Source organism: Halovivax cerinus (assembly GCF_024498195.1).
Lineage (GTDB): Archaea > Halobacteriota > Halobacteria > Halobacteriales > Natrialbaceae > Halovivax > Halovivax cerinus.
On record NZ_CP101824.1, the window covers coordinates 3,709,679 to 3,730,560 of the forward strand.

Annotated in this window: 17 protein-coding genes; 12 read left to right on the top strand and 5 right to left on the bottom strand. The window is 64.8% G+C overall.

The window, feature by feature from the left end; translation table 11 throughout:
• Window positions 1-508 precede the first annotated feature (508 nt).
• The 3 genes from glmU (at window position 509) to aglF (ending at window position 4,146) form a co-directional block, all read left to right on the top strand.
• Window positions 509-1,729, top strand: a complete 1,221-nt coding sequence (glmU, locus tag NO366_RS17630) for a bifunctional sugar-1-phosphate nucleotidylyltransferase/acetyltransferase (RefSeq protein ID WP_256532097.1) — start codon at window positions 509-511, stop codon at window positions 1,727-1,729.
• A gap of 134 nt (window positions 1,730-1,863) precedes the next feature.
• Window positions 1,864-3,324: a phosphopentomutase/phosphoglucosamine mutase gene (locus NO366_RS17635; RefSeq protein WP_256532098.1), complete on the top strand. Its 1,461-nt coding sequence runs from the start codon at window positions 1,864-1,866 to the stop codon at window positions 3,322-3,324.
• An 87-nt stretch (window positions 3,325-3,411) separates the two neighbouring features.
• Entirely contained in the window at window positions 3,412-4,146 is a 735-nt protein-coding gene (gene aglF, locus NO366_RS17640; RefSeq protein ID WP_256532099.1) for a UTP--glucose-1-phosphate uridylyltransferase AglF, read from the top strand.
• 9 nt (window positions 4,147-4,155) lie between these two features.
• Here aglF and NO366_RS17645 read toward each other — a convergent pair whose 3' ends face one another.
• Entirely contained in the window at window positions 4,156-4,389 is a 234-nt protein-coding gene (locus NO366_RS17645) for a DUF8150 family protein (RefSeq protein WP_256532100.1), read from the bottom strand.
• Between the two features lie 80 nt (window positions 4,390-4,469).
• On the opposite strand from NO366_RS17645, the gene NO366_RS17650 reads away from it, so the two are divergent.
• Together NO366_RS17650 and NO366_RS17655 are read left to right on the top strand one after the other, a co-directional pair.
• Entirely contained in the window at window positions 4,470-5,876 is a 1,407-nt protein-coding gene (locus tag NO366_RS17650) for a UDP-glucose dehydrogenase family protein (RefSeq protein WP_256532101.1), read from the top strand.
• A 25-nt stretch (window positions 5,877-5,901) separates the two neighbouring features.
• Entirely contained in the window at window positions 5,902-6,330 is a 429-nt protein-coding gene (locus tag NO366_RS17655) for a methylated-DNA--[protein]-cysteine S-methyltransferase (protein WP_256534044.1), read from the top strand.
• Between the two features lie 54 nt (window positions 6,331-6,384).
• On the opposite strand, the gene NO366_RS17660 is transcribed toward NO366_RS17655, so the two are convergent.
• The 3 genes from NO366_RS17660 to NO366_RS17670 all read right to left on the bottom strand — a co-directional run bounded on the left by NO366_RS17660 (window position 6,385) and on the right by NO366_RS17670 (window position 10,190).
• Complete coding sequence (locus tag NO366_RS17660; protein WP_256532102.1) at window positions 6,385-7,437, bottom strand: hypothetical protein; 1,053 nt, start codon at window positions 7,435-7,437, stop codon at window positions 6,385-6,387.
• Between the two features lie 186 nt (window positions 7,438-7,623).
• On the bottom strand, window positions 7,624-8,667 hold the full coding sequence (locus tag NO366_RS17665; RefSeq protein WP_256532103.1) for a hypothetical protein: 1,044 nt from the start codon (window positions 8,665-8,667) through the stop codon (window positions 7,624-7,626).
• A gap of 89 nt (window positions 8,668-8,756) precedes the next feature.
• Window positions 8,757-10,190 carry a hypothetical protein gene (locus tag NO366_RS17670; RefSeq protein WP_256532104.1) on the bottom strand — a complete coding sequence of 478 codons (1,434 nt, stop codon included), beginning with the start codon at window positions 10,188-10,190 and terminating at the stop codon, window positions 8,757-8,759.
• A gap of 364 nt (window positions 10,191-10,554) precedes the next feature.
• Here NO366_RS17670 and aroC point away from each other — a divergent pair, with 364 nt between their 5' ends.
• Window positions 10,555-11,709, top strand: coding sequence for a chorismate synthase (aroC, locus tag NO366_RS17675; RefSeq protein ID WP_256532105.1), 1,155 nt, complete (start codon window positions 10,555-10,557; stop codon window positions 11,707-11,709).
• Window positions 11,710-11,899: 190 nt separating this feature from the next.
• Here aroC and NO366_RS17680 read toward each other — a convergent pair whose 3' ends face one another.
• Window positions 11,900-13,594, bottom strand: a complete 1,695-nt coding sequence (locus NO366_RS17680; RefSeq protein ID WP_256532106.1) for a sensor histidine kinase — start codon at window positions 13,592-13,594, stop codon at window positions 11,900-11,902.
• Between the two features lie 242 nt (window positions 13,595-13,836).
• On the opposite strand from NO366_RS17680, the gene NO366_RS17685 reads away from it, so the two are divergent.
• The 6 genes from NO366_RS17685 (at window position 13,837) to NO366_RS17710 (ending at window position 20,863) form a co-directional block, all read left to right on the top strand.
• Window positions 13,837-15,732, top strand: coding sequence for a 2-oxoacid:acceptor oxidoreductase subunit alpha (locus NO366_RS17685; RefSeq protein ID WP_256532107.1), 1,896 nt, complete (start codon window positions 13,837-13,839; stop codon window positions 15,730-15,732).
• 3 nt (window positions 15,733-15,735) lie between these two features.
• On the top strand, window positions 15,736-16,671 hold the full coding sequence (locus NO366_RS17690; protein WP_256532108.1) for a thiamine pyrophosphate-dependent enzyme: 936 nt from the start codon (window positions 15,736-15,738) through the stop codon (window positions 16,669-16,671).
• Window positions 16,672-16,892: 221 nt separating this feature from the next.
• Window positions 16,893-17,321, top strand: coding sequence for an HTH-type transcriptional regulator LrpA1 (lrpA1, locus tag NO366_RS17695; RefSeq protein WP_256532109.1), 429 nt, complete (start codon window positions 16,893-16,895; stop codon window positions 17,319-17,321).
• On the top strand, window positions 17,318-17,974 hold the full coding sequence (locus NO366_RS17700; RefSeq protein ID WP_256532110.1) for a nitrous oxide reductase accessory protein NosL: 657 nt from the start codon (window positions 17,318-17,320) through the stop codon (window positions 17,972-17,974). The genes lrpA1 and NO366_RS17700 overlap by 4 nt, the downstream gene beginning before the upstream one ends.
• 39 nt (window positions 17,975-18,013) lie before the next feature.
• Window positions 18,014-20,113: a phospholipase D-like domain-containing protein gene (locus NO366_RS17705; protein WP_256532111.1), complete on the top strand. Its 2,100-nt coding sequence runs from the start codon at window positions 18,014-18,016 to the stop codon at window positions 20,111-20,113.
• A 264-nt stretch (window positions 20,114-20,377) separates the two neighbouring features.
• Window positions 20,378-20,863 (top strand): hypothetical protein, encoded by a 486-nt coding sequence (locus NO366_RS17710; RefSeq protein WP_256532112.1) that lies wholly within the window; start codon window positions 20,378-20,380, stop codon window positions 20,861-20,863.
• Window positions 20,864-20,882: the final 19 nt, after the last annotated feature.

A 20,882-nucleotide genomic window follows, 5' to 3' on the forward strand; every position in this document is an offset into this window, starting at 1 on the left:
AATACATCGGGCGACGGAACGGGGGCCGACCGGTCGGCCGTCGGTCGGCTCCCGAGGTAGAGTCAATCAGTTGATGAGATCGTGGTGTCAGTCGGTGACCGGACTGTTCGCACCGGGGGCGACGTCGACCCCACGACAGGTACGAGCCTGAATTCAATACGTGCCCGAAATCTATACGTGCTCGATCAATAGTACGTGCTCAGTCAATACGTACCGTACTCGACTGTCGGTGCGTGGCTGCTCGTCCGTCTAACCGCGTCCACCTGCAGAACGGCAGACCCTGCGGCGACGGACGTATCGAGAGTGTGCAGTATCGATGGTCGGCATCGACTCCAGAACGGGTCCCGATCGTCACGCGGGTGGCCTGTGCGCAGTTCGTCTGGCGAACGACGGCGACCGCGACGCGTCGCCGCCAGTCGCGAGAATCTCGCGCCTACGAATCGGCCGCCACCCTCGTTTTTCGAAGTGGGTCGCAACGACTATTTGCATCCCGGCTTCAGGTCGCACTATGCAAACCGTCGTCCTCGCTGCCGGCAAGGGAACCCGGATGCGGCCGCTGACCGACCGGCGGCCGAAACCGATGGTGCCGGTGGCCGATCGCCCGCTCGTCGCACACACCGTGGACGCCGCAGTCGAGGCGGGAGCCTCTCGGATCGTCCTCGTGGTCGGCTACGAAGCCGAGCCGATACGCGAGTACTTCGGCGAGACGCACGCGGGCGTCCCCATCACCTACGTCCGGCAGGAGCGCCGACTCGGGACGGCCGACGCCGTCCGCGTCGCGGCCGCCGAGCTCGACGACGCGCCGTTCGTCGTGCTAAACGGGGACGCCCTGTTCGACCAGGCGAGCCTGGATTCGCTCTTTCAGGGCGGGCCGGCCGTCGCGAGCGTCCGCGTCGACGACCCGACGCAGTACGGTGTACTCGACGTCGCCGACGACGTGATCACCGGCATCGTCGAAAAACCCGCCGAGCCGCCGTCGGACCTGATCAACGCCGGGGCGTACCTCTTTCCCGCTGGCGCACGAGAGTGGCTCGACGTCCCCGAGAGTGAGCGCGGCGAACACGAGCTCACGGACGTCCTCGAACGCGCGATCGACCGGGTCGACGTCCGACCCGTTCCCCTGGAACGCTGGCTCGACGTCGGTCGGCCGTGGGAACTGCTCGAAGCGAACGAGTGGAAGGTAGCCGAACTCGTAGACGAAGCGGACGCTGACGGCGAGCCGGGGGCAGTATCGGCCAGGCGAGGAACCGTCAGCGACGATGCGACGCTCCGTGGCCCCGTGGTCGTCGAAGCAGGAGCGACCGTCCGCGAAGGTGTGACGATCGAGGGACCGGCGCTCGTCCGCTCCGGCGCGACCGTCGGACCGAACGCGTACGTCCGCGGGACGACGCTGATCGGTCCGGACGCGAGCGTCGGACACGCGGTTGAGATCAAAAACTCCGTCCTCATGGCCGACGCGGCGGTCAACCACCTCTCGTACGTCGGCGACTCGATCCTCGGCCGCGACGTCAACTTCGGCGCGGGAACCGTCGTCGCCAACCTCCGCCACGACGACCGACCGGTCGAACTCACCGTGAAGGGCGAGCGGGTTTCGACCGGTCGCCGGAAGTTCGGCGTCGTCCTCGGCGACGAGGCCAAGACCGGCATCGACACGAACATGAACGCCGGCGTGACGCTCTCGACGGGCGCGACGACGAAACCGGGCGAATCGGTCACCCGGGATCGGTAATCGGCGACGGAGTGGATACCTGCGGTCCGGTGACCCGCGACCTGGGTCCAGCGGGGCATACGACCTGTCTGGGGACCTCTCACAGACTGGCAGACATCCCAACGTTTTCGATGGGGCCTCGCGGAGACTCGGGCATGGCACTGTTCGGAACGAGTGGCGTCCGCGGCCCCGTCGGGGACGCCGTCACCGCTGAGCTTGCACTGTCCGTCGGGCGGGCTGTCGGCGTCGACGCCGACCGCGTCGTGGTCGGTCGAGACGTGCGCGAAACCGGCGACCTGCTCGTCGACGCTGTCGCCGCTGGCTTGCGCGAGTCGGGAACGGACGTCGTCGACGTGGGGGTCGCGACGACGCCGACGATCGCCCGGAGCGTCGGCTGGCGCCATGCCGACCGCGGGATCGCCGTCACGGCGTCGCACAACCCCCCGGCTGACAACGGACTCAAGCTCTGGGACGAGACGGGAAAGGCGCTCGATCGCGACTCCCTGGCGACGATCGAGCGCCGAATCGAGCACGACGAAACGGCCCTCGTGGCGTGGGACGACGTCGGCGACCGCGTGACGTGGTCCGAGGCGATCGACCAGCACGTCGAGGCCATCGTCGACGCTGTCGACCGGTCGGCCGAGGTGTCCGCTTCCGACGCGGCGTCGATTGCGGACCCCTTATCGGTCGTCGTCGACGTTGGCTCCGGGACGGGATCGATCACAGCCACCGCCCTCCGCGAACTGGGCTATCACGTCGACACACTGAACGCGCTCCCGGACGGTCGATTTCCGGCCCGCCCGAGCGAACCAACCGCGGAGACCTGCGCCACGCTGGCGCGGGTCGTCGAGACGACGGACGCCGACCTGGGGGTCGCCCACGACGGGGACGCCGACCGACTGCTCGCCGTCGCCGACGACGGGACGGTCGTAGACGGCGACGTCCTCCTCGCGCTCTTCGGGAGGGACGCCGTCGAACGCGCCGGGGAGGATGACCCCGACCTAGACGCGGGTCCGGCCGACGCGGGCGCTGTCGCAGCGTCTGGCGACGGCCACCCGCTCGTCGCCGCGCCGGTCAACACCAGCCTGGCCGTCGACGACGCGCTCTCCGAGGTCGGCGCCGGACTCACAAGAACCCGGGTCGGAGACGGGTACGTCGCCGAGCGGGCGGCCGACCCGGCGGTCGTCTTCGGCGGCGAACCGTCCGGCGCGTGGATCTGGCCGGACGAAACTCCCTGCCCCGACGGCCCGCTCGCCGCGTGTCGGCTGGCCGCGCTCGTCACCCGCGACGGACCGCTCTCCGAACTCGCAGCCGACGTTCCGTCGTATCCGATCCACCGGGCGTCGGTGGAGACCGAGGAGAAGGGAGGCGTCGTGGAGTCGCTCGCCGCGTCGATTGCGGACGGCGCCGGCCCCGAACCGATCGAATCGACGGACGACCGGGACGGCCTCCGGGTCGACCTCGGCGACGCCTGGTACCTCTTGCGCGCGAGCGGAACGCAACCGCTGGTCCGCATCACAGCCCAGGCCAGAGACGACGACAGGGCGAAGGACGTGTTCGAATCCGCACGAGAGCTGGTTACCGACGCCGTCGAGAACAATTTTGACGGCTCGTAAGCCGGTCGCGTTCTCGCGTCGGTGGCGGTTCCACTGTACCGCTCGACCCCCGAAAGAATATGGTAGTCGGCAGGCGAGTTTGTGCGTATGCAAGCAGTCGTACTCGCAGCCGGGAAGGGTATCCGGCTCGAGCCGCTCACCGAGGACACCCCCAAGGCGCTCGTGGAAGTCGACGGAACCCCGCTCGTCGAAGACGTCTTCGACAACCTGATCGAGATCGGCGCGACTGAACTCATCGTCGTCGTCGGACACCTGAAAGAACAGATCATCGAACGCTACGACGATGAGTACCGTGGCGTCCCAATCACCTACGCCCACCAGCGCGAACAGGCCGGGCTCGCCCACGCGATCTTGCAGGCCGAACCGCACATCGACGACGACTTCATGTTGATGCTCGGCGACAACATCTTCCGCGGTAATCTCGGCGACGTCGTCAATCGCCAGCAGGAAGACCGTGCCGACGCAGCCTTCCTCGTCGAGGAAGTGCCCTGGGAGGAAGCCTCCCGATACGGCGTGCTCGATACGAACGAGTACGGCGAAGTCGTCGAGGTCATGGAGAAGCCCGACGACCCGCCGTCGAACCTCGTGATGACCGGCTTCTACACGTTCACGCCAGCGATCTTCCACGCCTGCCACCTCGTTCAGCCCTCCGACCGCGGCGAGTTCGAACTTCCGGACGCGATCGACCTCCTCATACAATCCGGCCGCACTATCGACGCCATACGGATGGACGGCTGGCGCGTCGACGTCGGCTACCCCGAGGATCGCGACCGCGCCGAGGAGCTCGTCCAGGAGGCTCAGGCGCCGGAAGTGACGGAGTGAGGACGGCAATCACTGCGACCGATCACGACCAGCCTCCGCGACCCGTCGGCGGTGTTCGACGTCGATGTCGGATTCTCGTGCGGACTCGAGCTGTGAATCAATCAGCTTGCTTCGCTGCTCACCCCAAACGTCTGGATCGTGCGTTTCGATGTACTCGACCCAGCGTTTGATGGCGGTGAGGCGCTGCTGTCGATTCCGCTTGCGTTTTTCCTCTGGCGATTCACGTTCTCTCGCGTCGTCCATACTCGTCAGTCCCTTTCCATCTCCAAATTTCTTCGCCCAAACCCACAACTCACTAAGCCCCACGCGACATCCCCACGCGTATGCACGTCTCCATCGTCGGCAGCGGCTACGTCGGGACGACCGTCGCGGCCTGTCTCGCCGATATGGGTCACGAGGTCGTCAACGTCGATATCGACGAAGACATCGTCGACGCGATCAACGCCGGCGAGTCGCCGATCCACGAGCCCGGACTGGCGCCCTTGATCGACGAGCACGCCGGCGGTCGTCTGCGTGCGACGACGGACTACGACGAGATCGTCGACACCGACCTCACGATGCTCTGCCTACCGACACCCCAACACGAGGACGGCAGTCTCGACCTCGGACCAATGCGCGCGGCGAGTGAGTCCCTCGGCGAGGCCCTGGCCGACGCCGGTGAAGGGGCAACCGGGCCACTCGACGATGCGGGGTCCGACTCCCATCTCGTCGTCGTCAAGAGCACGGTCCTCCCCGGGACCACCGAGGACGTCGTCGGGCCGATCGTCGCCGAGGCTGTCGGGCTGACGGTCGGCGAAGACCTCGACCTCGCGATGAATCCGGAGTTCCTCCGGATGGGGACCGCCGTCTCGGACTTCCAGGAACCCGACAAGGTCGTCGTCGGCGCGACGAGCGAAGACGCGGCCGCGACCCTCCGTGACCTCTACGCCCCGATCCTCGAACGGGATGGGACCGACTCCGTCGAAACGGACGTCCGCTCGGCCGAGCTCATCAAGTACGCGAACAACGCCTTCCTCGCGTCGAAGGTGTCGCTGGTCAACGAACTCGGGAATATCGCGAAGGCCTACGGCGCGGACGCCTACGAGGTGCTCGACGCGGTCGGGCTCGACGACCGCATTTCGGAGCGGTTCATGCGCTCCGGGCTCGGCTGGGGCGGCTCGTGCTTCCCGAAGGACATCAACGCGCTACGAGCCGGAGCCCGCGACCAGGGCTACGAGCCGGGCCTGCTCGATGCGGTCGTCTCCGTCAACGACGGCCAGCCCGACCGCCTCGTCTCGCTGCTCGCCGACCACGTCGCCCTCGGCGGCGCGCGGATCGCCGTCCTCGGGCTCTCGTTCAAGCCCCACACCGACGACGTCCGCGAGTCACGGTCGCTCCCGGTGATCGACCGACTTCGCGAGCGCGGCGCCGACGTGGTCGCCCACGACCCGGTCGCGATCGAGAACGTCCGAGAGTACTACGGGGAGCGAGACGGCGATTTCGAGGCAGCCGATCGTCCCGTATCCAGCCACGGTCCCGAGTCCAGCGACGGTCCCGAGTACGGGTCGCTGGCGTTCGCCAACTCGCTCACGGATGCTCTCGACGGCGTCGACGGCGCGGTCCTCGCAACCGACTGGCCCGAGTACGACGAGCTCCCGGTCGAGGCTATGGACCAGCGAATTCTCGTCGACGGTCGCCGGATCGATACCGATCGAGATCGCCTGGACGCCTACGAAGGATTGACGTGGTGACCGGGTGAACACCGGTGCATCAGTCATGCGCGTCCCCCTCTTCGGCGAGTCCATCGAGATCGACGACGGCCTGGTCGACGCCTCGCCGGCGGAGATCCGCGCCCAGGTCGCGGCGTACGAGCGTGGAGACAGGACGCGTTTCGACCTGATGGTCAGGTACCCCGACGGCTTCCTCGGCGAGGTGATGCGGGCGATGGCCGAGATTCCGCCCGGAGAGACGCGGACGTACGGAGACCTGGCGGCCACGCTCGACACGGCGCCCGTCGCCGTCGGCCAGGCCTGCGGCCGGAATCCCGTCCCGCTGCTCGTTCCGTGTCATCGCGTCGTCGGCTCAGACGGCGGCCTGGGCGGGTACTCGGCATCAGGTGGCGTGGAAACGAAGCGACGCCTGCTGGATCACGAAGCTCGGGTCGAAACGGGGTCGCGGCAGAGTCGGCTGCCGCTCGACGAGTAAGCGCCAGACGGAGTCCGCATTTCCGACAGCCGGCGGTTCCGACGGGGCGACGGCCTACCCCTCCCGGGGCTCGGGGTCGACGAAGAGCGTGAATTCGTACCAGCGATTCCGATACTCGGCGAGGGCGTTCCGAAACACGACCAGCCGGTCGTACGAGTCGTACGGTTCGAGGGAGTCGGCGATCCCGAGGTGAGCGAGGACCGTGCCGAGGCCGTCCGACAGCGGCGGTTCCTCCTCGTGTGCCAGTCCCTCGTCGGTGCTGATAGCCGATTCGAGAACCTCCGTGGCCTCCTCGGAGAGATCGACGTCCGAGAAGTGCGCGTCGGGAAACGTCTCCTCGGCGTACTCCCGGTATCCATCACGTGATTTCGCGACGCGTTCGGCGGAGAAGGTCCGCTCCGGACGCGTGACCGGAACGTGGTGGGCTACGGCGCGGACGTACTCGCCGTCGCGGTCCAGGTAGTCGAACGGGGGTTGGGGCACGAGATCGCTGTCGTCGGGATCGAGTTCGTCGTGAAAGACGACGGATCGGCTGATCCGCGGCGGTTCGTACGTCACCTCCCGCTCGCCCTCCGGAGGAATCTGCGCACTGGCGGCCTCCACGATCCGCTGGTCCGTTGGAGAGAGCCCGGTATCCGACGGCGTGACGACCGTCGCGTCGGTCGGCGGGTCCCCATCGGTCCAGTCGAAGCCGAACACCCACCGCTCGCGTTCGACGTGATCGCTCGATTCGACGTGGACGCGGTAGTAGGCACCGTCGTGTTCGAAACAGGTCCGCGCGTCCCGTTCCGTCGGTCCCCAGTCCGTTCGATAGGAGAGGGCCCACCCGCGGGTGTCGAGGCTGCCGGTGTCGACGAGTTCCTCGATCGCGTTCTGTGTGTAGGTATCGGACAACGCGACGCTGTACGAGGCGTCGACGTCGAGCGGGTCGATCAGATAGGGACGGTACGTCGGCCCGAGCGCCACGTCGTCGATTCCGTACGACGTGAGCCGAAAGGCGTCTCGCTCCGTTTCGTTGATGTCGATATCGATGCACCCGGCGGCGACCGTTCCCGCAGTCGTCGCAGCGACGGAGAGGTATTTTCTTCGATCTACCTGTTGGTCCATATATCTCGTGAGTTCGTATATTATAAGTGTCTTCTAGATCATCGCTCTCCGGTTCGGTCCCGTCGAGTGCAAATCGGTCCACTGTCTTCGTTACCCTGTATAAATCGCGAGTCAGAACTCGTTCCACCGATCGCGGAACTCGGCGAGTGCGTTCCGATACCACATCATTCACTCGGGAACGAACCGCTAGTGTTCGTGATCCTCCGGATACAGAATGAGTTCGAACTCGTACCACTCGTCCCGGAACTCGGCGAGAGCGTCTCTGAACCATATCACTTCGTCGTATGAATTGAGCGGTTCGAGATGCTCAGTGATGGAGAGGGGTTCGAGAACTTCTTCGAGCGCGTCTGAGAGTGGCGGTTCTTCCTCGTAGGAGTACAGCGATCCTTCGAGCGTCGTCGCCGATTCGAGGATCTCGATGGCCTCCTCGGAGAGATCGACGTCCGAAAACCGTGCATCGGGGAACGTCTCTTTGGCGTACTCGCGATAGCCCTCGTAGGAATCGGCCACTCGTTCGACGGTGAACGTCTGTTCCGGATGCTCGATCGGCCCACGTTCGGTCACCGCGCGGAAGTACTCGTCGTCGGTTTCGAGGTAATCGAACGGCGGATCGGGAACGAGATCGCTCTCACCCGGGTCGAGTTCATCGTGAAAGATGACTGCATGGCTGAATCGGGGGCGCTCGTAACTCACGTCTCGGTCGTCTTTCTCAGGGATGAGTTCCCGGGCAGCTTCGACGATCCGCTGGTCGTCCCCCGCTAGTGAGTTATCCCCCAGTGTAATGATCGTCGAATCATCGGCAGGGTTCGTGTCGTTCCAGTCGAAGCGAAACACCCACCGTTCCCTCTCGACTTCCTCTCGCGATTCGACCCAGACCCGGTAGTAAGCGCCGTCGTGTTCGAGACAGGTTCGACGGTCACGTTTGCCTGTCCCCCAATCCGTTCGAAAAGATAGTTCCCAGGCTCGGGTGTCGACGGCACCCGTTTCGACGAGTTGGTCGACTTTGTCCTGCTTGTACGCATCGGAGAGTTCGATACTGTACTTCGATTCGATCTCGAGTGGGTCGACCAGATACGGTCGATATCCCGACCCGCGAATCGGATCGTCGACGTGCCTTGTTTTCAGTCGGTACTTGTTCTCGCTACCAGGTCCGATACTTACGCAGCCTGTTGTTACTACGGCAAATGATGTAAAAACCGCCGAGAGGTATTGTCTTCTGGAGGAGCCCATATACAGATTATGCTTTTAGTTGGATATAAGCTTGGTTATACAGAATATAAAATATAGGATATTTTTGTATATCTATATATTAGAATTGGTTACAACTCTCCATAACCATGGTCGACGAGAAGTTGCCGGTTGTACTTCCCACAAAGTTCTAAGCATGGTTTTATATCACCATCCAACATATCCTTTGTATCGTCATCCCAACTGTCTGGAGTGTCATCTCCTGGCGTCTCATAATCCATTATCTGGTGAAAGATGTCGTCAGCGTACCCGGAACTCTCGTCTGCCACACTCTTTATCGCGAATTGAGGAGTGATAATTGGGGCGCCATCGTCACCCCTGAAGGCGTCCGCGAATTCCGCCTCATAGTTGTTCTGCACATATTTCTCAACGCCTTTATGCAACCAGTGTTTGGGATCGATAGAGTGGTCAAAATCAACCAAAAATCGACTAGGATCCCAATTCCACTCGAAATCGATATCGATGCCGATCTGCTCGTATCCCATTCCGGTGTGGAGTGGGTTGGCGACATCGTGTAGATAATGGGACGCCCAAGCGGTGTACACTCGCCCGTGTGGGGCCATGCCCCGGTCGTAAAATTCCTTGAATGCTACCGGTGCCCCTCCGATATCTTTAATTCCGATGTCCTGTAGGTGGGGGACCGAAATGGAAGACACATCCGGATCGTAGTATTGCATATAATTGCTCATATATACATCGAGGACCGCAGACCACATATCAATGAGTTTATCTTCCAGCCAGCCAACCCCAGGCATGGCACTCGGATAATACACCATATCGAGTGCTGCGTCGGCTTTCTCTAAGAACCCGTTCGCCCAATCGTCGAAGAGATCGGGCTCGCCCGCCCAATCGGAAAAGTACGTCGACGAGCCGACGTCTGCTTTGGCGTCTTCGAGTAACTTGACGTGGTGATTAATCCTCCACTGCGGAGAGCTTCCCTCATCCGCATCGCCTGACGAGGGACCGGCGAAGACGCTCAATGTGGTCCGAAACGCGTCCTGATCGAGATCGCTCTGTTTCGCGGGAATTCCTCCCTCTGAAGGGGATGGACGAGTCTGGTTCTCGCTCGCTCCGGTGAGCAGCGGTTCGCCACTTCGGCGTTCGTTGGTCAAATTGGCCCGCGCTTCTTCGCCGAGCTGGAAACGCTTCTCCTCGTCCGTGACGACGGTTTCGACTGGGTACCGCGCGCGGAGGTTCTCGACGTACCGTCGCGCGGACTCGAACTCCCGTCCCTTGATCGAGGATACACCGAAGTGGCGGTCGATCGCGGCGTCGGACAGCGTGAGGATGTAGGGATGCGCGGTGATCTCGTACAGCGAATCGTCGTACTTGACGATCGGTCGATCCGGTCTGTCGAGGTCCATCCGTTCCGGCGTCGCGGTCGAATCAGATCGAGCGCTCACCTGACTGCTACTCAGACTCACACCAAGCGCCCCTGCGGAGAGGTATTTCAGCGTCGTTCGCCGGCCGATCGCCGATCTAGTTCCGGGGTGGTCGCCCGTCATTGTAACTCGACGTTCGTGGAGGAATAATATAGCTATTACTAATTTCTAGTGCTTAAATAACGGTTTAGATCCTGAGACGAAGGCCGGCACTCACGGAGAATTATGTGTACTAATAGCGCGGTAAATTGTGGCAAGGAAAGGACGAATTCAATCCAGTTTTATTATCATTTCCGATAGTTTCGGGACTATCCGACCACGTCGGTCACGAATCCAGCAACCCCGGCCCAACGGGCCTGGACCCATCGTCACCGACCCCAACGACTCCCGACCCAGTCCCCGATCACACCTGCGCCGATCGCATCGTCACCGACCACACTCGCCCGAAACCCCATCGCTAAGTGTCGCGGCCGCGGAGGCGACGCCAATGAACGGCAATCGCTTCGGCCGGCTCTTCCAGGTGACGACCTACGGGGAGAGTCACGGGCCGTCGATGGGCTGTACCGTCTCGGGCTGTCCCGCCGGCCTCGAACTCTCGGAAGACGACATCCAGCGCGAACTCGACCGGCGAAAGCCGGGCCAATCGCAGATCACGACGAGTCGCGGGGAGCCGGACGCGGTCTCCATCGAGTCGGGGATCCAGGACGGCTACACGACGGGGACGCCGATCGGGCTCACGATCGAGAACAAGGACGCCCGCTCGGGCAAGTACGAGCCGTTCATCACGGCGCCGCGGCCCTCCCACGGGGACTTCACCTACTCCGCGAAGTTCGGCACGCGCAACTGGGGCGGCGGCGGGCGTTCGTCGGCCCGCGAGACGGTCAACTGGGTCGCCGCGGGCGCCATCGCGAAGACGCTCCTTTCGCGCGAGGGCATCGAGATCGCGGCCCACGTCTGCCAGATCGGCGACGTCGAGGCGTCCGAGGTCTCGTTCGACGAGATCCGCGAGCGCGTCGACGAGACCGACGTCCGCTGTGCGGATCTCGACGCCGCCGAGCGGATGCAAGAGCTGGTCGAGGAGTACCAGCGCGAGGGCGACTCGATCGGCGGCGGCATCTACTTCGAGGCCCGTGGTGTTCCGGTGGGGCTCGGTGCGCCTCGATTCGACTCGCTGTCGGCCCGCCTCGGGCAGGCGATGATGGCCGTCCCGGCGGCGACGGCATTCGAGTTCGGTCTCGGTCGCGAAGCCAGGGAGTACGCGGGGACGGAGCGCAACGATGAGTGGGAATTCAGTGAAGACGGGGCGCCCGCTCCCACCGAGAACGACCACGGCGGGATCCAGGGGGGCATCTCCTCGGGCGAGCCGATCTACGGCGAGGTGACGCTCCACGCGCCGACGTCGATTCCCGCCGAACAGCAGACGGTCGATTGGGAGACGGGCGAGGTGATCGAGGATGCCCAGGTGATCGGCCGTCACGATCCTGTCTTGCCGCCACGGGGCGTCCCGGTCGTCGAAGCGATGCTCGCGCTCACACTGGCGGACTTCATGCTCCTCTCTGGACGCATCACGCCCGACCGTGTCGACGGTCGGCCCGGAGAGTACGACACCGACTACCATCCGGAAAATCCGCGAAACGAGTAGTCAGCGTCGGCCGATGGGTCGTAGACGGGCATCAAACGAGCGACCCTGAAACGTCCAACGGGGACTCACAGGGGTCGATTCGGCTACGATCTGACGGAGAAACCGATTCGGTTACGATCCGACGGGACGGACGGTGTGAACCTCGCTGCCTACCGACTCGACCGCCAGCCTGCCCTGCGGAGCGGGGTTGCTACGCCGATACGGATTCCTGTTCGGTCGATCGGTCTCGTGCTGTCACACCGGATACCTCGAACCGGGCACCGCCGGCCTCGCTCTCGGTCACCTCGATCGACCACCCGTGAGCGGCCACGATCTCCGAGACGATCGCCAACCCGAATCCGGTTCCGTCGGGATCCGTCGACACGCCCTCCTCGAAGACCTCGTCTCGGTCGGCCGGCGGGATCCCGGGGCCGTCGTCCGCGACGAAGAATCCCGACCCGTCGGCGAGGGCACCGACGCGGATCGACACGTCGTCACCCGCGTGATCGACTGCGTTCCGGAACAGGTTCTCGAAGAGGCGCTTGAGTCGGTCGGGATCCGCGGCGAACACGCCGTCGGACTCGACGGAGAGGTCGGCGTTCGGACCGTCGACCATGTCCCAGCACTCGAGTGCCATCGTAGACAGCGTCACCGTGGTTCGCGATTCGACCGGGGTTCCCTCTCTCGCGAGCGCGAGAACGTCGTCGATCAACGAATCCATTCGATCGAGCGCGGCCGCAACCTCTGAAAGCGTCTCATCGTCCGGATCTGTCTCACCCGCGTCCGATTTCGTCTCCAGGGCGATGTCCAGCCGCCCCTTCGCGACGTTCAGTGGGTTCCGAAGGTCGTGGCTCACCATACCGGCGAACCTGTCGAGTCGCTCGTTCTGGCGTTCCAGTTCGCGTCGGTACTCCTCGCGCTCGGTCACGTCGGTGAATACCAGTGTCCCGCCGAGGTCGGCCCTGTCGCTTCCGATGGGACTCTCGGTCACTCTGTAAAAGCGGCGGGAGGTAGCGGTCTGAACCGCCACGATCGGCTCGTCACTCTGGAGGCGGTCCGCCACTGTCGGGAGGACCTCTCCGATCGATCGCCCCCGAGCGCCCATCAGTTCGGGGAAGAGATCCCTGGCCGCGAGGTTCGTCTCGCGGATCGTCCCGTCGCTCCCCAGCGAGACGAGCGGCGTCTCGCGTTCGCCGGCGACCCTGATCGCCTCGAACCGATCGAGATAGACGAACGCGACGCCGACCGCGAACGCGGCCACGCCGAGCGGTTCGTAGGTCATGTCCACGAGGTGGGGAGTCGTGTATCCGGCGACGTCGGCGGCGACGGGGAGGCCGGTCAGCCCGACCAGGACCAGGAGGGGTCGCGAGTCGTGGTCGACCGCGGTAAAGAGTTCGAAGAGCATGAAGAAGCCGACGAAGGTAACCGCGTAGGCGAGACCCATCGCGGTCCAGTGGAGCGGCCCCGTCTGGATGGCGAGGTGCGGAAACGGGGTCGTCGCTTCGACGGTCGAGAAGTAGCCCTGGTGGATCGGATTCGTGACCTTCAGACCGACGACGGCCACGATGACGCCGGCTCCAAGGCGGCGATACGTCGGGTTGCGGTGGTAACTGCGTCCGGTGTAGGCCGAACAGAAGTACAACCAGGCGCCGACCGCGCTGAATCCGAGGACGAGTCCGCCGACGTAACTCACGAGTGTGAGGCGAGCGGTGGGTGCGACGAGATACCCGACCTGCGAGGCAGCCCAGCCACCGCTTGTCGCCAAGAGCGCAACGAGACCGCGTCGGGTGTCGGTATCGTCGATGGTCCTGAACTGACCCAGACTCACGAAGCAAGCGATCGCGGCGAGCGAAAACGCGGCCACGTACAGCCAGAAGACCGGGTCACCCGACAGAATACTGCTCACGGTAAACCTCTCGTGGGAGTCTGATCATATTACTCTTGTAGCCGATTCCCGACACGTACCCCGTTCCGATGCGCGCCGGGTAGAGGCGCGGTTCTTTCCCTCCCGTCGTCGCGAGGGTGAAAGTTCGTCGTAATCCTACATTCTTCACGATAAATGTATGGCAATCTATAGCAAAGGCTTTAGGCCGTCTGTGGCAAAATTCGCGTACGGACCAGCGGGGCACCGGTCCCAGTTTCATACACATGACTACCGACGAACTCATCTGGCGAATCGCGGGCGGTTCCGGCGACGGGATCGACTCGACGAGCCAGAACTTCGCGACGGCCCTGATGCGCTCGGGCCTCGACGTCTTCACCCACCGCCACTATCCCTCGCGGATTCGCGGCGGTCACACGTACGTCGAGATTCGGGCGGCGGGCCACGAGGTACAGTCACGGGGCGACGGGTACAACTTCCTGCTCGCGCTTGGCGACTCGTTCGCGCGAAACCCACAGGACGACGCCTACTACGGCAACGAGGAGTTGAAGCCGCTGTCGGAGAATCTCGACGAGCTCAACGAAGGCGGCGTCATCGTCTACGACGAGGGGCTGCTGGACGACGAGGACGTCGCCGAAATCGACCTGGAGGAGCGTGCCGAGGAGAACGGCTGGCACGTCTACCCCGTCGACCTTCGCGGCCTGGCGAAAGAGCACGGTCGAGAGGTCATGCGCAACACCGCCGGCGTCGGGATCACGGCCGGCCTCATCGACATGGACATCGAGCACATCGAGGACCTGATGGAGGATGCCATGTCGGGCGACGTACTGGAGGCCAACCTGGAGATCCTCCGCGAGGCCTACGGGATGGTCGACGAGTTCGACACCACACACGAACTCACCGTCCCCACAGGAGCGCACGACACCGGGCAGGCGCTGCTGTCGGGCTCGAACGCCATCGCGTACGGCGCCATCGACGCCGGCTGTCGCTTCATCTCCGGCTACCCGATGACGCCCTGGACGGACGTCTTCACCATCCTCAGCCAGAACTTCCCCGATATGGGCGGCGTCGCCGAACAGGTCGAAGACGAGATCGCCGCGGCAGCACTCGCCGTGGGCGCCAGTCACGCGGGCGCGAAAGCCATGTCCGGCTCCTCGGGGGGCGGCTTCGCCCTCATGAGCGAGCCGCTCGGCCTCGCCGAGATGACCGAGACGCCGATCGTCCTGCTCGAATCCATGCGCGCCGGCCCGTCGACAGGGATGCCGACGAAACCCGAACAGGGCGACCTAGAGCACGTCCTCTATACGAGCCAGGGCGACTCCTCGCGGGTCGTCTTCGCACCCGGCAACGTCGAGGAAGCGTACGAACAGACCCGCCTCGCCTTCGAGATCGCCTACGACTACCAGATCCCGACGATCCTGATCTACGACCAGAAGCTCTCGGGCGAGAACACCAACGTCGACGTCGAGTTCTTCGACCGCGAACCCGCGCCGGACCTCGGCTCGACGCTCACCGAAGACGAGCTCAAAGAAGCGGCACACGACGCCTCGGGCAAGTTCGAACGGTTCAGCTACGACGGCGAAGACGGCGTCAGTCCGCGATCGATCCCCGGCCAGAAGGGCGGGCGCTTCCTCGCGACGGGCAACGAGCACACCCCGAGCGGTCACATCAGCGAGGACGCGGACAATCGCGTCCTGCAGATGAACCGCCGACTCGAGAAACTAGACGTCATCCGCGAGGAGTTAGACGAGGGCGAAACCAACCAGACCTACGTCGGACCAGACGACGCCGACTACGGTCTCATCACCTGGGGCTCCAGTCAGGGTGCCGTCTTCGAGGCCGTCGATCGCATGAACGACGCTGGTCACTCGATCAAGGCGGTAAGCGTCTCCGACATGATGCCGCTGGCCGAGAGCGAACTCGTCGCGTTCATCGAGAGCGTCGACGAGGCGATGGTGATCGAGATGAACGCCACCGCACAGTTCCGCGGGTTGATCCAGAAGGAGCTCGGCCGCTACGGCGAGAAGCTCACCAGCCTGCTGAAGTACAACGGTAACCCGTTCGAACCCGCCGAGATCGTCGAGTCGTGCGAGATTCGGCTCGACGGTGGCGCGGGCGAACCCTCCGCACAGGTCCGGATCGAACCGGCCGCAGGTGATTGATCCATGAGCGCGTTCAACGCAATCGGCGACGACCGCGAGATCGACCGCGACGAGTACACCCCCGAAGTCGAACCACAGCCGACCTGGTGTCCGGGCTGTGGCGACTTCAGCGTCCTCAAAGCGCTGAAACAGGCGCTCCCCGAAGTCGGACGCACTCCCGACGAGACCCTGCTGGTGACGGGGATCGGCTGTTCGGGCAAGCTGAGTAGCTACCTCGACTCCTACGGCTTTCACTCCATCCACGGCCGCTCACTGCCGGTCGCCCGCGCCGCGAAGCTGGCCAACCCCGAGCTGCAGGTCATCGCCGCCGGCGGCGACGGTGACGGCTACGGCATCGGCGGCAACCACTTCATCCACTCGGCGCGCGAGAACCACGACATCACGTACATCGTGTTCAACAACGAGGTGTTCGGACTGACGAAGGGCCAGACATCGCCAACGAGCCCGAAGGGACACAAGTCGAAGACCCAGCCATCCGGAAGCGCGAAAGACCCGCTCCGACCGCTCTCGCTGGGGCTCAACGCCGGTGCGAGCTACGTCGCCCGCACGGCCGCCGTCAACCCGAACCAGGCCAAGGAGATCCTCGTCGAAGCCATGGAGCACGACGGGTTCTCCCACGTGGACTTCCTGACCCAGTGTCCCACCTGGAACAAAGACGCCCGTCAGTACGTCCCCTACGTCGACGTCCAGGAGTCCGACGACTACGACTTCGACGTCACCGACCGGCGCGAAGCCGCCGACATGATGTACGAGACCGAGAGCGCCCTCTACGAGGGGACCGTCCTCACCGGTCGGTACTACGTCGACGAGGAGCGTCCGTCCTACCAGGAGGAAAAACGCGCCGTCGGCGAACTGCCCGACGAACCCGTCGCGGAGCGCTACTTCGACGAGGACGCCGAGTGGGAGCGCAGCTACGACCTGCTCGAACGCCACACGTAGGCACGGAGTCGACGACCCCCGGCCGCCCCCAGTTCGTCGTGTTCCGGGTACGAAGGTTCACACCGGACCTGTATCTGACGAACCGGTTCTGTGTCGAACGATCGAGTGAGCCGGCCACGGCAGCGAGACGGAAGTCGATCTGATCGGTCGAACCCTGGCACTGGAGGAGTGACGCTTTACGATACAAAAGATATTTTTCCGCTGGCGCAAATTTTCCTCCTATGAGTACCCAGTCGACCCGGGACCGTATCCTCGCAGTCCTGGAGTCGGACGCGCAAGCATCCTACGCGGACATCGCCGAGCGGGCGGACGTCTCGAAGCCGACGGTTCGAAAGTACATCGACGAGCTCGAATCGGAGGGCGTCATCGTCGGCTACTCCGCCGATCTCGACCCGAAAAAACTCTCGAACCAGCTGATCTCGCTGGTCGGAATGGACGTCGCCAGCGAATCGTACATCGAGGCGACGCAGGCGCTAAAAGAACTGGAGGTCGTCGAAACGCTGTACAGCTGTACCGGCGACCACATGCTCCTGGCCGAAGTTCGCGCCCCCGACGGGGACGAGCTCGGGACGATCATCAACGAGACCATCCTCGAAGTGGACGGCATCACGGCGGCCCACCCGTGTTTTCTCCAGGAGCGGCTGAAATGACTCGACGGGCGAGCACACCGACACGGCGTCGTCGGCCCGGGGACCGAGTCGACGGACCGCCGACGCGGCGTCATGTCCTCGCGGCGGTTGGCGTCGCTGGCGGCAGTGCGCTCGCCGGCTGTCTGTCTGATCCGGAACCCGAGGCGTCGGCGACCGAGGATCGGATCCCCTACAGCGCGGCGGCGGTTGCCATCGACGACCACCCGCTCTCGGAACCGCTCAGGTTCTCCGGAGAGAATAGCTGTCCGGTCTGTACCATGACGCCGGCAGACTACCTCCCGTGGAGCTGTCAACTCGCCCACGCCGACGGCACCGGTCTGTTCTTCGAGTCGCCGGGGTGTCTGCTCGCCTACCGCGCCGTCACCCGGGCACACCCCACGGACGCGCCGATCGAACGTATCTGGTTCATCGATCAGGACACCCGTGAGATGTTCGACGCCGCGGACGGCTTCCTGGTGAAAGAAACCGCACTGGAGTCGCAGGCCTCACCGATGAGCGGGAGTCCGGTCCCGTTCGCGACCGAAGAACGCGCGATGGCCTACGTCGACGACGCCGACCATCTAGACGCCGACGACGTACTCACGATCGACGACGTCGACCGCGAGCTCGCGGCGTTCTATCGAGGAGGCCGGATGCCCGACTCGGACGATTGACCCGGTCGTTTAAGTGGGAAGGGGCGCCCAGCCAGGGCCGTGTCCCGGTTGACCGTCCACGAATGCACCACCCGATCGGACCCGCCAGCCCGCGCGTTCGTCAGACTGGGGCTCGTCCTGCTCGTCTGTCTCGCACCCTGTGCCACTGCGTCGCTCGCCATCGCGGATGTCTCCGAACCCGGGCCGGCGACGTTCGTCGATCGATCCGACGGGGATTCCATCGAACCCGAGCCGGAGCCGTCGATCGAACGATCCGACGCGGCAACCGGACACGAGTCGTCCGCCGACCGATCGATACCGGTTCGGTGGTCCGAATTCGAGGATCCGACTCGCGACAGTGCATCCACGTCTGACGAGAAACCCTGCGCGAACGACGGCAGCGGCCCTGCCGGCCACCCGTCGACGCCGCGGATCGTCGAACTCTATCCGAATCCGCCGACGCACGGCAACGTCGGCGAGTACCTGGTGGTCGAGAGTCCGCCGAACGGGACGTCGGAATTGACCGTCTCCGACGGCTACGCCACGGCGACGATCCCGGCCGATCGTCCCCCCGGTCGGGTCGCGGTCAGTCTGGATCCGAACGCGACCCGAGCGCTCACCGAACACCCCGTCGTGGCGTTCGACGGCCACCTCAGACTGGCCGCGGACGGCGAGAGACTCACCTTGTCGACGCCCACCGGACCGGTCGACACCGTCACCTACGAGCGTGCCCCCGAGGGCGAACGCTGGTATCGATCGATCGACGGGAACGTGACTGCCCGTTCGCCACCGGCCTCCGCCCGGGGGTCGTGGTGGCCGCACGGGCGGACCTGCCTGCCGGTCGCGACGTTCGACGGAGACGAGGCAACCGCGTTCGTCCTCCCGGACTCGCCCACCGCCGTAACCGACGTCCTCGCGAGCGCCGACGATCGAATTCGACTGGCCGGGTACACGATCACCGACGAATCCGTCGGGCGAACCCTCCTGTCCGCGCTGGACCGCGGCGTCGCGGTCGAGGTGCTCGTCGAGGCGAGTCCGGTCGGAGGGCTCCCCGCGGCGACGCGACCGCTCCTCGATGACCTCGACGCGGCGGGGGCCACCGTCCGGATCATCGGCGGGCCGGGCGATCGATACGCCTTCCACCACCCGAAGTACGCAGTGGTCGACGACCAGGTCCTCGTGACGACCGAAAACTGGAAGGCGGCTGGCGTCGGTGGCGAATCGAGTCGTGGCTGGGGCGTCGTCGTGACGGACGCCGAACTCGCCGCGAGGCTCGGTGACGTGTTCGACGCCGACGCGTCCGGTCGGGACGTGGAAACCTGGTCCACTCGTCTCCCGACGCTCGATTTCGTCACTGACGGAGACGCCGGTTTCGACGACTCCGGCGCAGGTCCCGGTCGCTTCCCGGAGACGCACGCACCGGCCACCGTCGACGTGAATTCGATCGAGCTCCTGCTCGCCCCCGACAACGCCGGCGATCGACTGATCGAACTCATCGAGACCGCCGACGAGTCCATCCGGATCGTACAGGTGCAGGTCGGCGGGCCGAACTTCGACTTGCTCCGGGCGGCCCTCGACGCCGCGCGCGACGGCGTCGCGGTCGACCTGCTGCTCGACGGGTCGTGGTACGTCGCCGAAGAGAACCGAGACCTGGCCGAGCGACTCGAAGCCGCCGACGCGAACGAGGGGGTATCACTCGACGTACGGATCACCGACGGCGGCGAGCGATTCGAAAAGATCCACGCGAAGGGCCTCATCATCGACGACGAGATCACCGTCCTCGGCAGTCTCAACTGGAACGACAACGCCCTGACGGAGAATCGCGAGGTCGTCCTCGTCCTCCATGGGCGAGACGCCGCACACTACTACGGAGCGGTCTTCGACGGCGACTGGCGCGAGTCCCGTGACTGGTCGGTGCCCGTCTCTATCGCGCTGATCGTGCTGGCGGGGCTGGCCGGGTCGATACTCCTCGGCAAGCGGTACCTCCGATTCGAGCGACGTCCGAGCGTGGCGCTGACGTCGAAGCGGGACGGTCGCCCGACGACGAGACCGGTGACGATCGACCGTGGTACACCGGCTTCGACTGAACGAAACGGCGCGGGGGATCGAAGCGGTGACGACGGTCGCACTCGCGGGCACGACGATGAACTGATCGGTTAACGCGGAGACGACACGAGTACAGAGCGGACCGGAGCGAGCGCGGATCGCGACGCCATCGACGGTACCGACGAGACCTGTGGGGGGCAACACCGATCCGAACCGGCCGCACGTGCAGACGTGCGTCGAGGACGACGAGGCAGAGTACACCGATGGTTCGGGGGCACCGGAGCGACGGCGCCAGGTTCCCGGCGGCGTCCGGACGAGTACGTAACTGCCGAACAACGACAGGGAGCAGCCTACGTTCGGTCCCCACGACGTGGACCCATGGGTACGGACCAATCGACAGGCGAGTGGGACGGTTCCGTTCCGCGTTCGGTCGACGTTCGCGTGCTCGGACTCGCGATCGGTCTCTCCGCGGTTGCGGCGTCGGTGAACGTCCCGTTTGGCGGCGGTGCTCTCGCGATCGTCGCCTTCGGGATCCTCTCGGGCGGAGCGATCCTCGCACACCTCCATGGACAGTGCCGTCTCCGTCGAATCACGGCCGGGCTCGCGACACGGTGGGACGACGGTGGCCGCGTCGCAACCGTCGAACACGCGTCTGGCTGGACGCGGACGACCTGGGTGGTCCACACGGCTGCGGGCCCCGTGACGATCTCCGGGCTCGCCCTCACACCGTTCTCGAAGGTCTCGATCGAGTGGGATGGGACGAGCGACGTGCTCGGCGCAACCACCGCGGAGCAGCGACTCGACGCGCTCGCGACCGAGTGGTTCCAGGAGGTCGCCGACGGGCCTGCGCGCCCGACGGCCTGACCAGGGCGCCACGACGGGC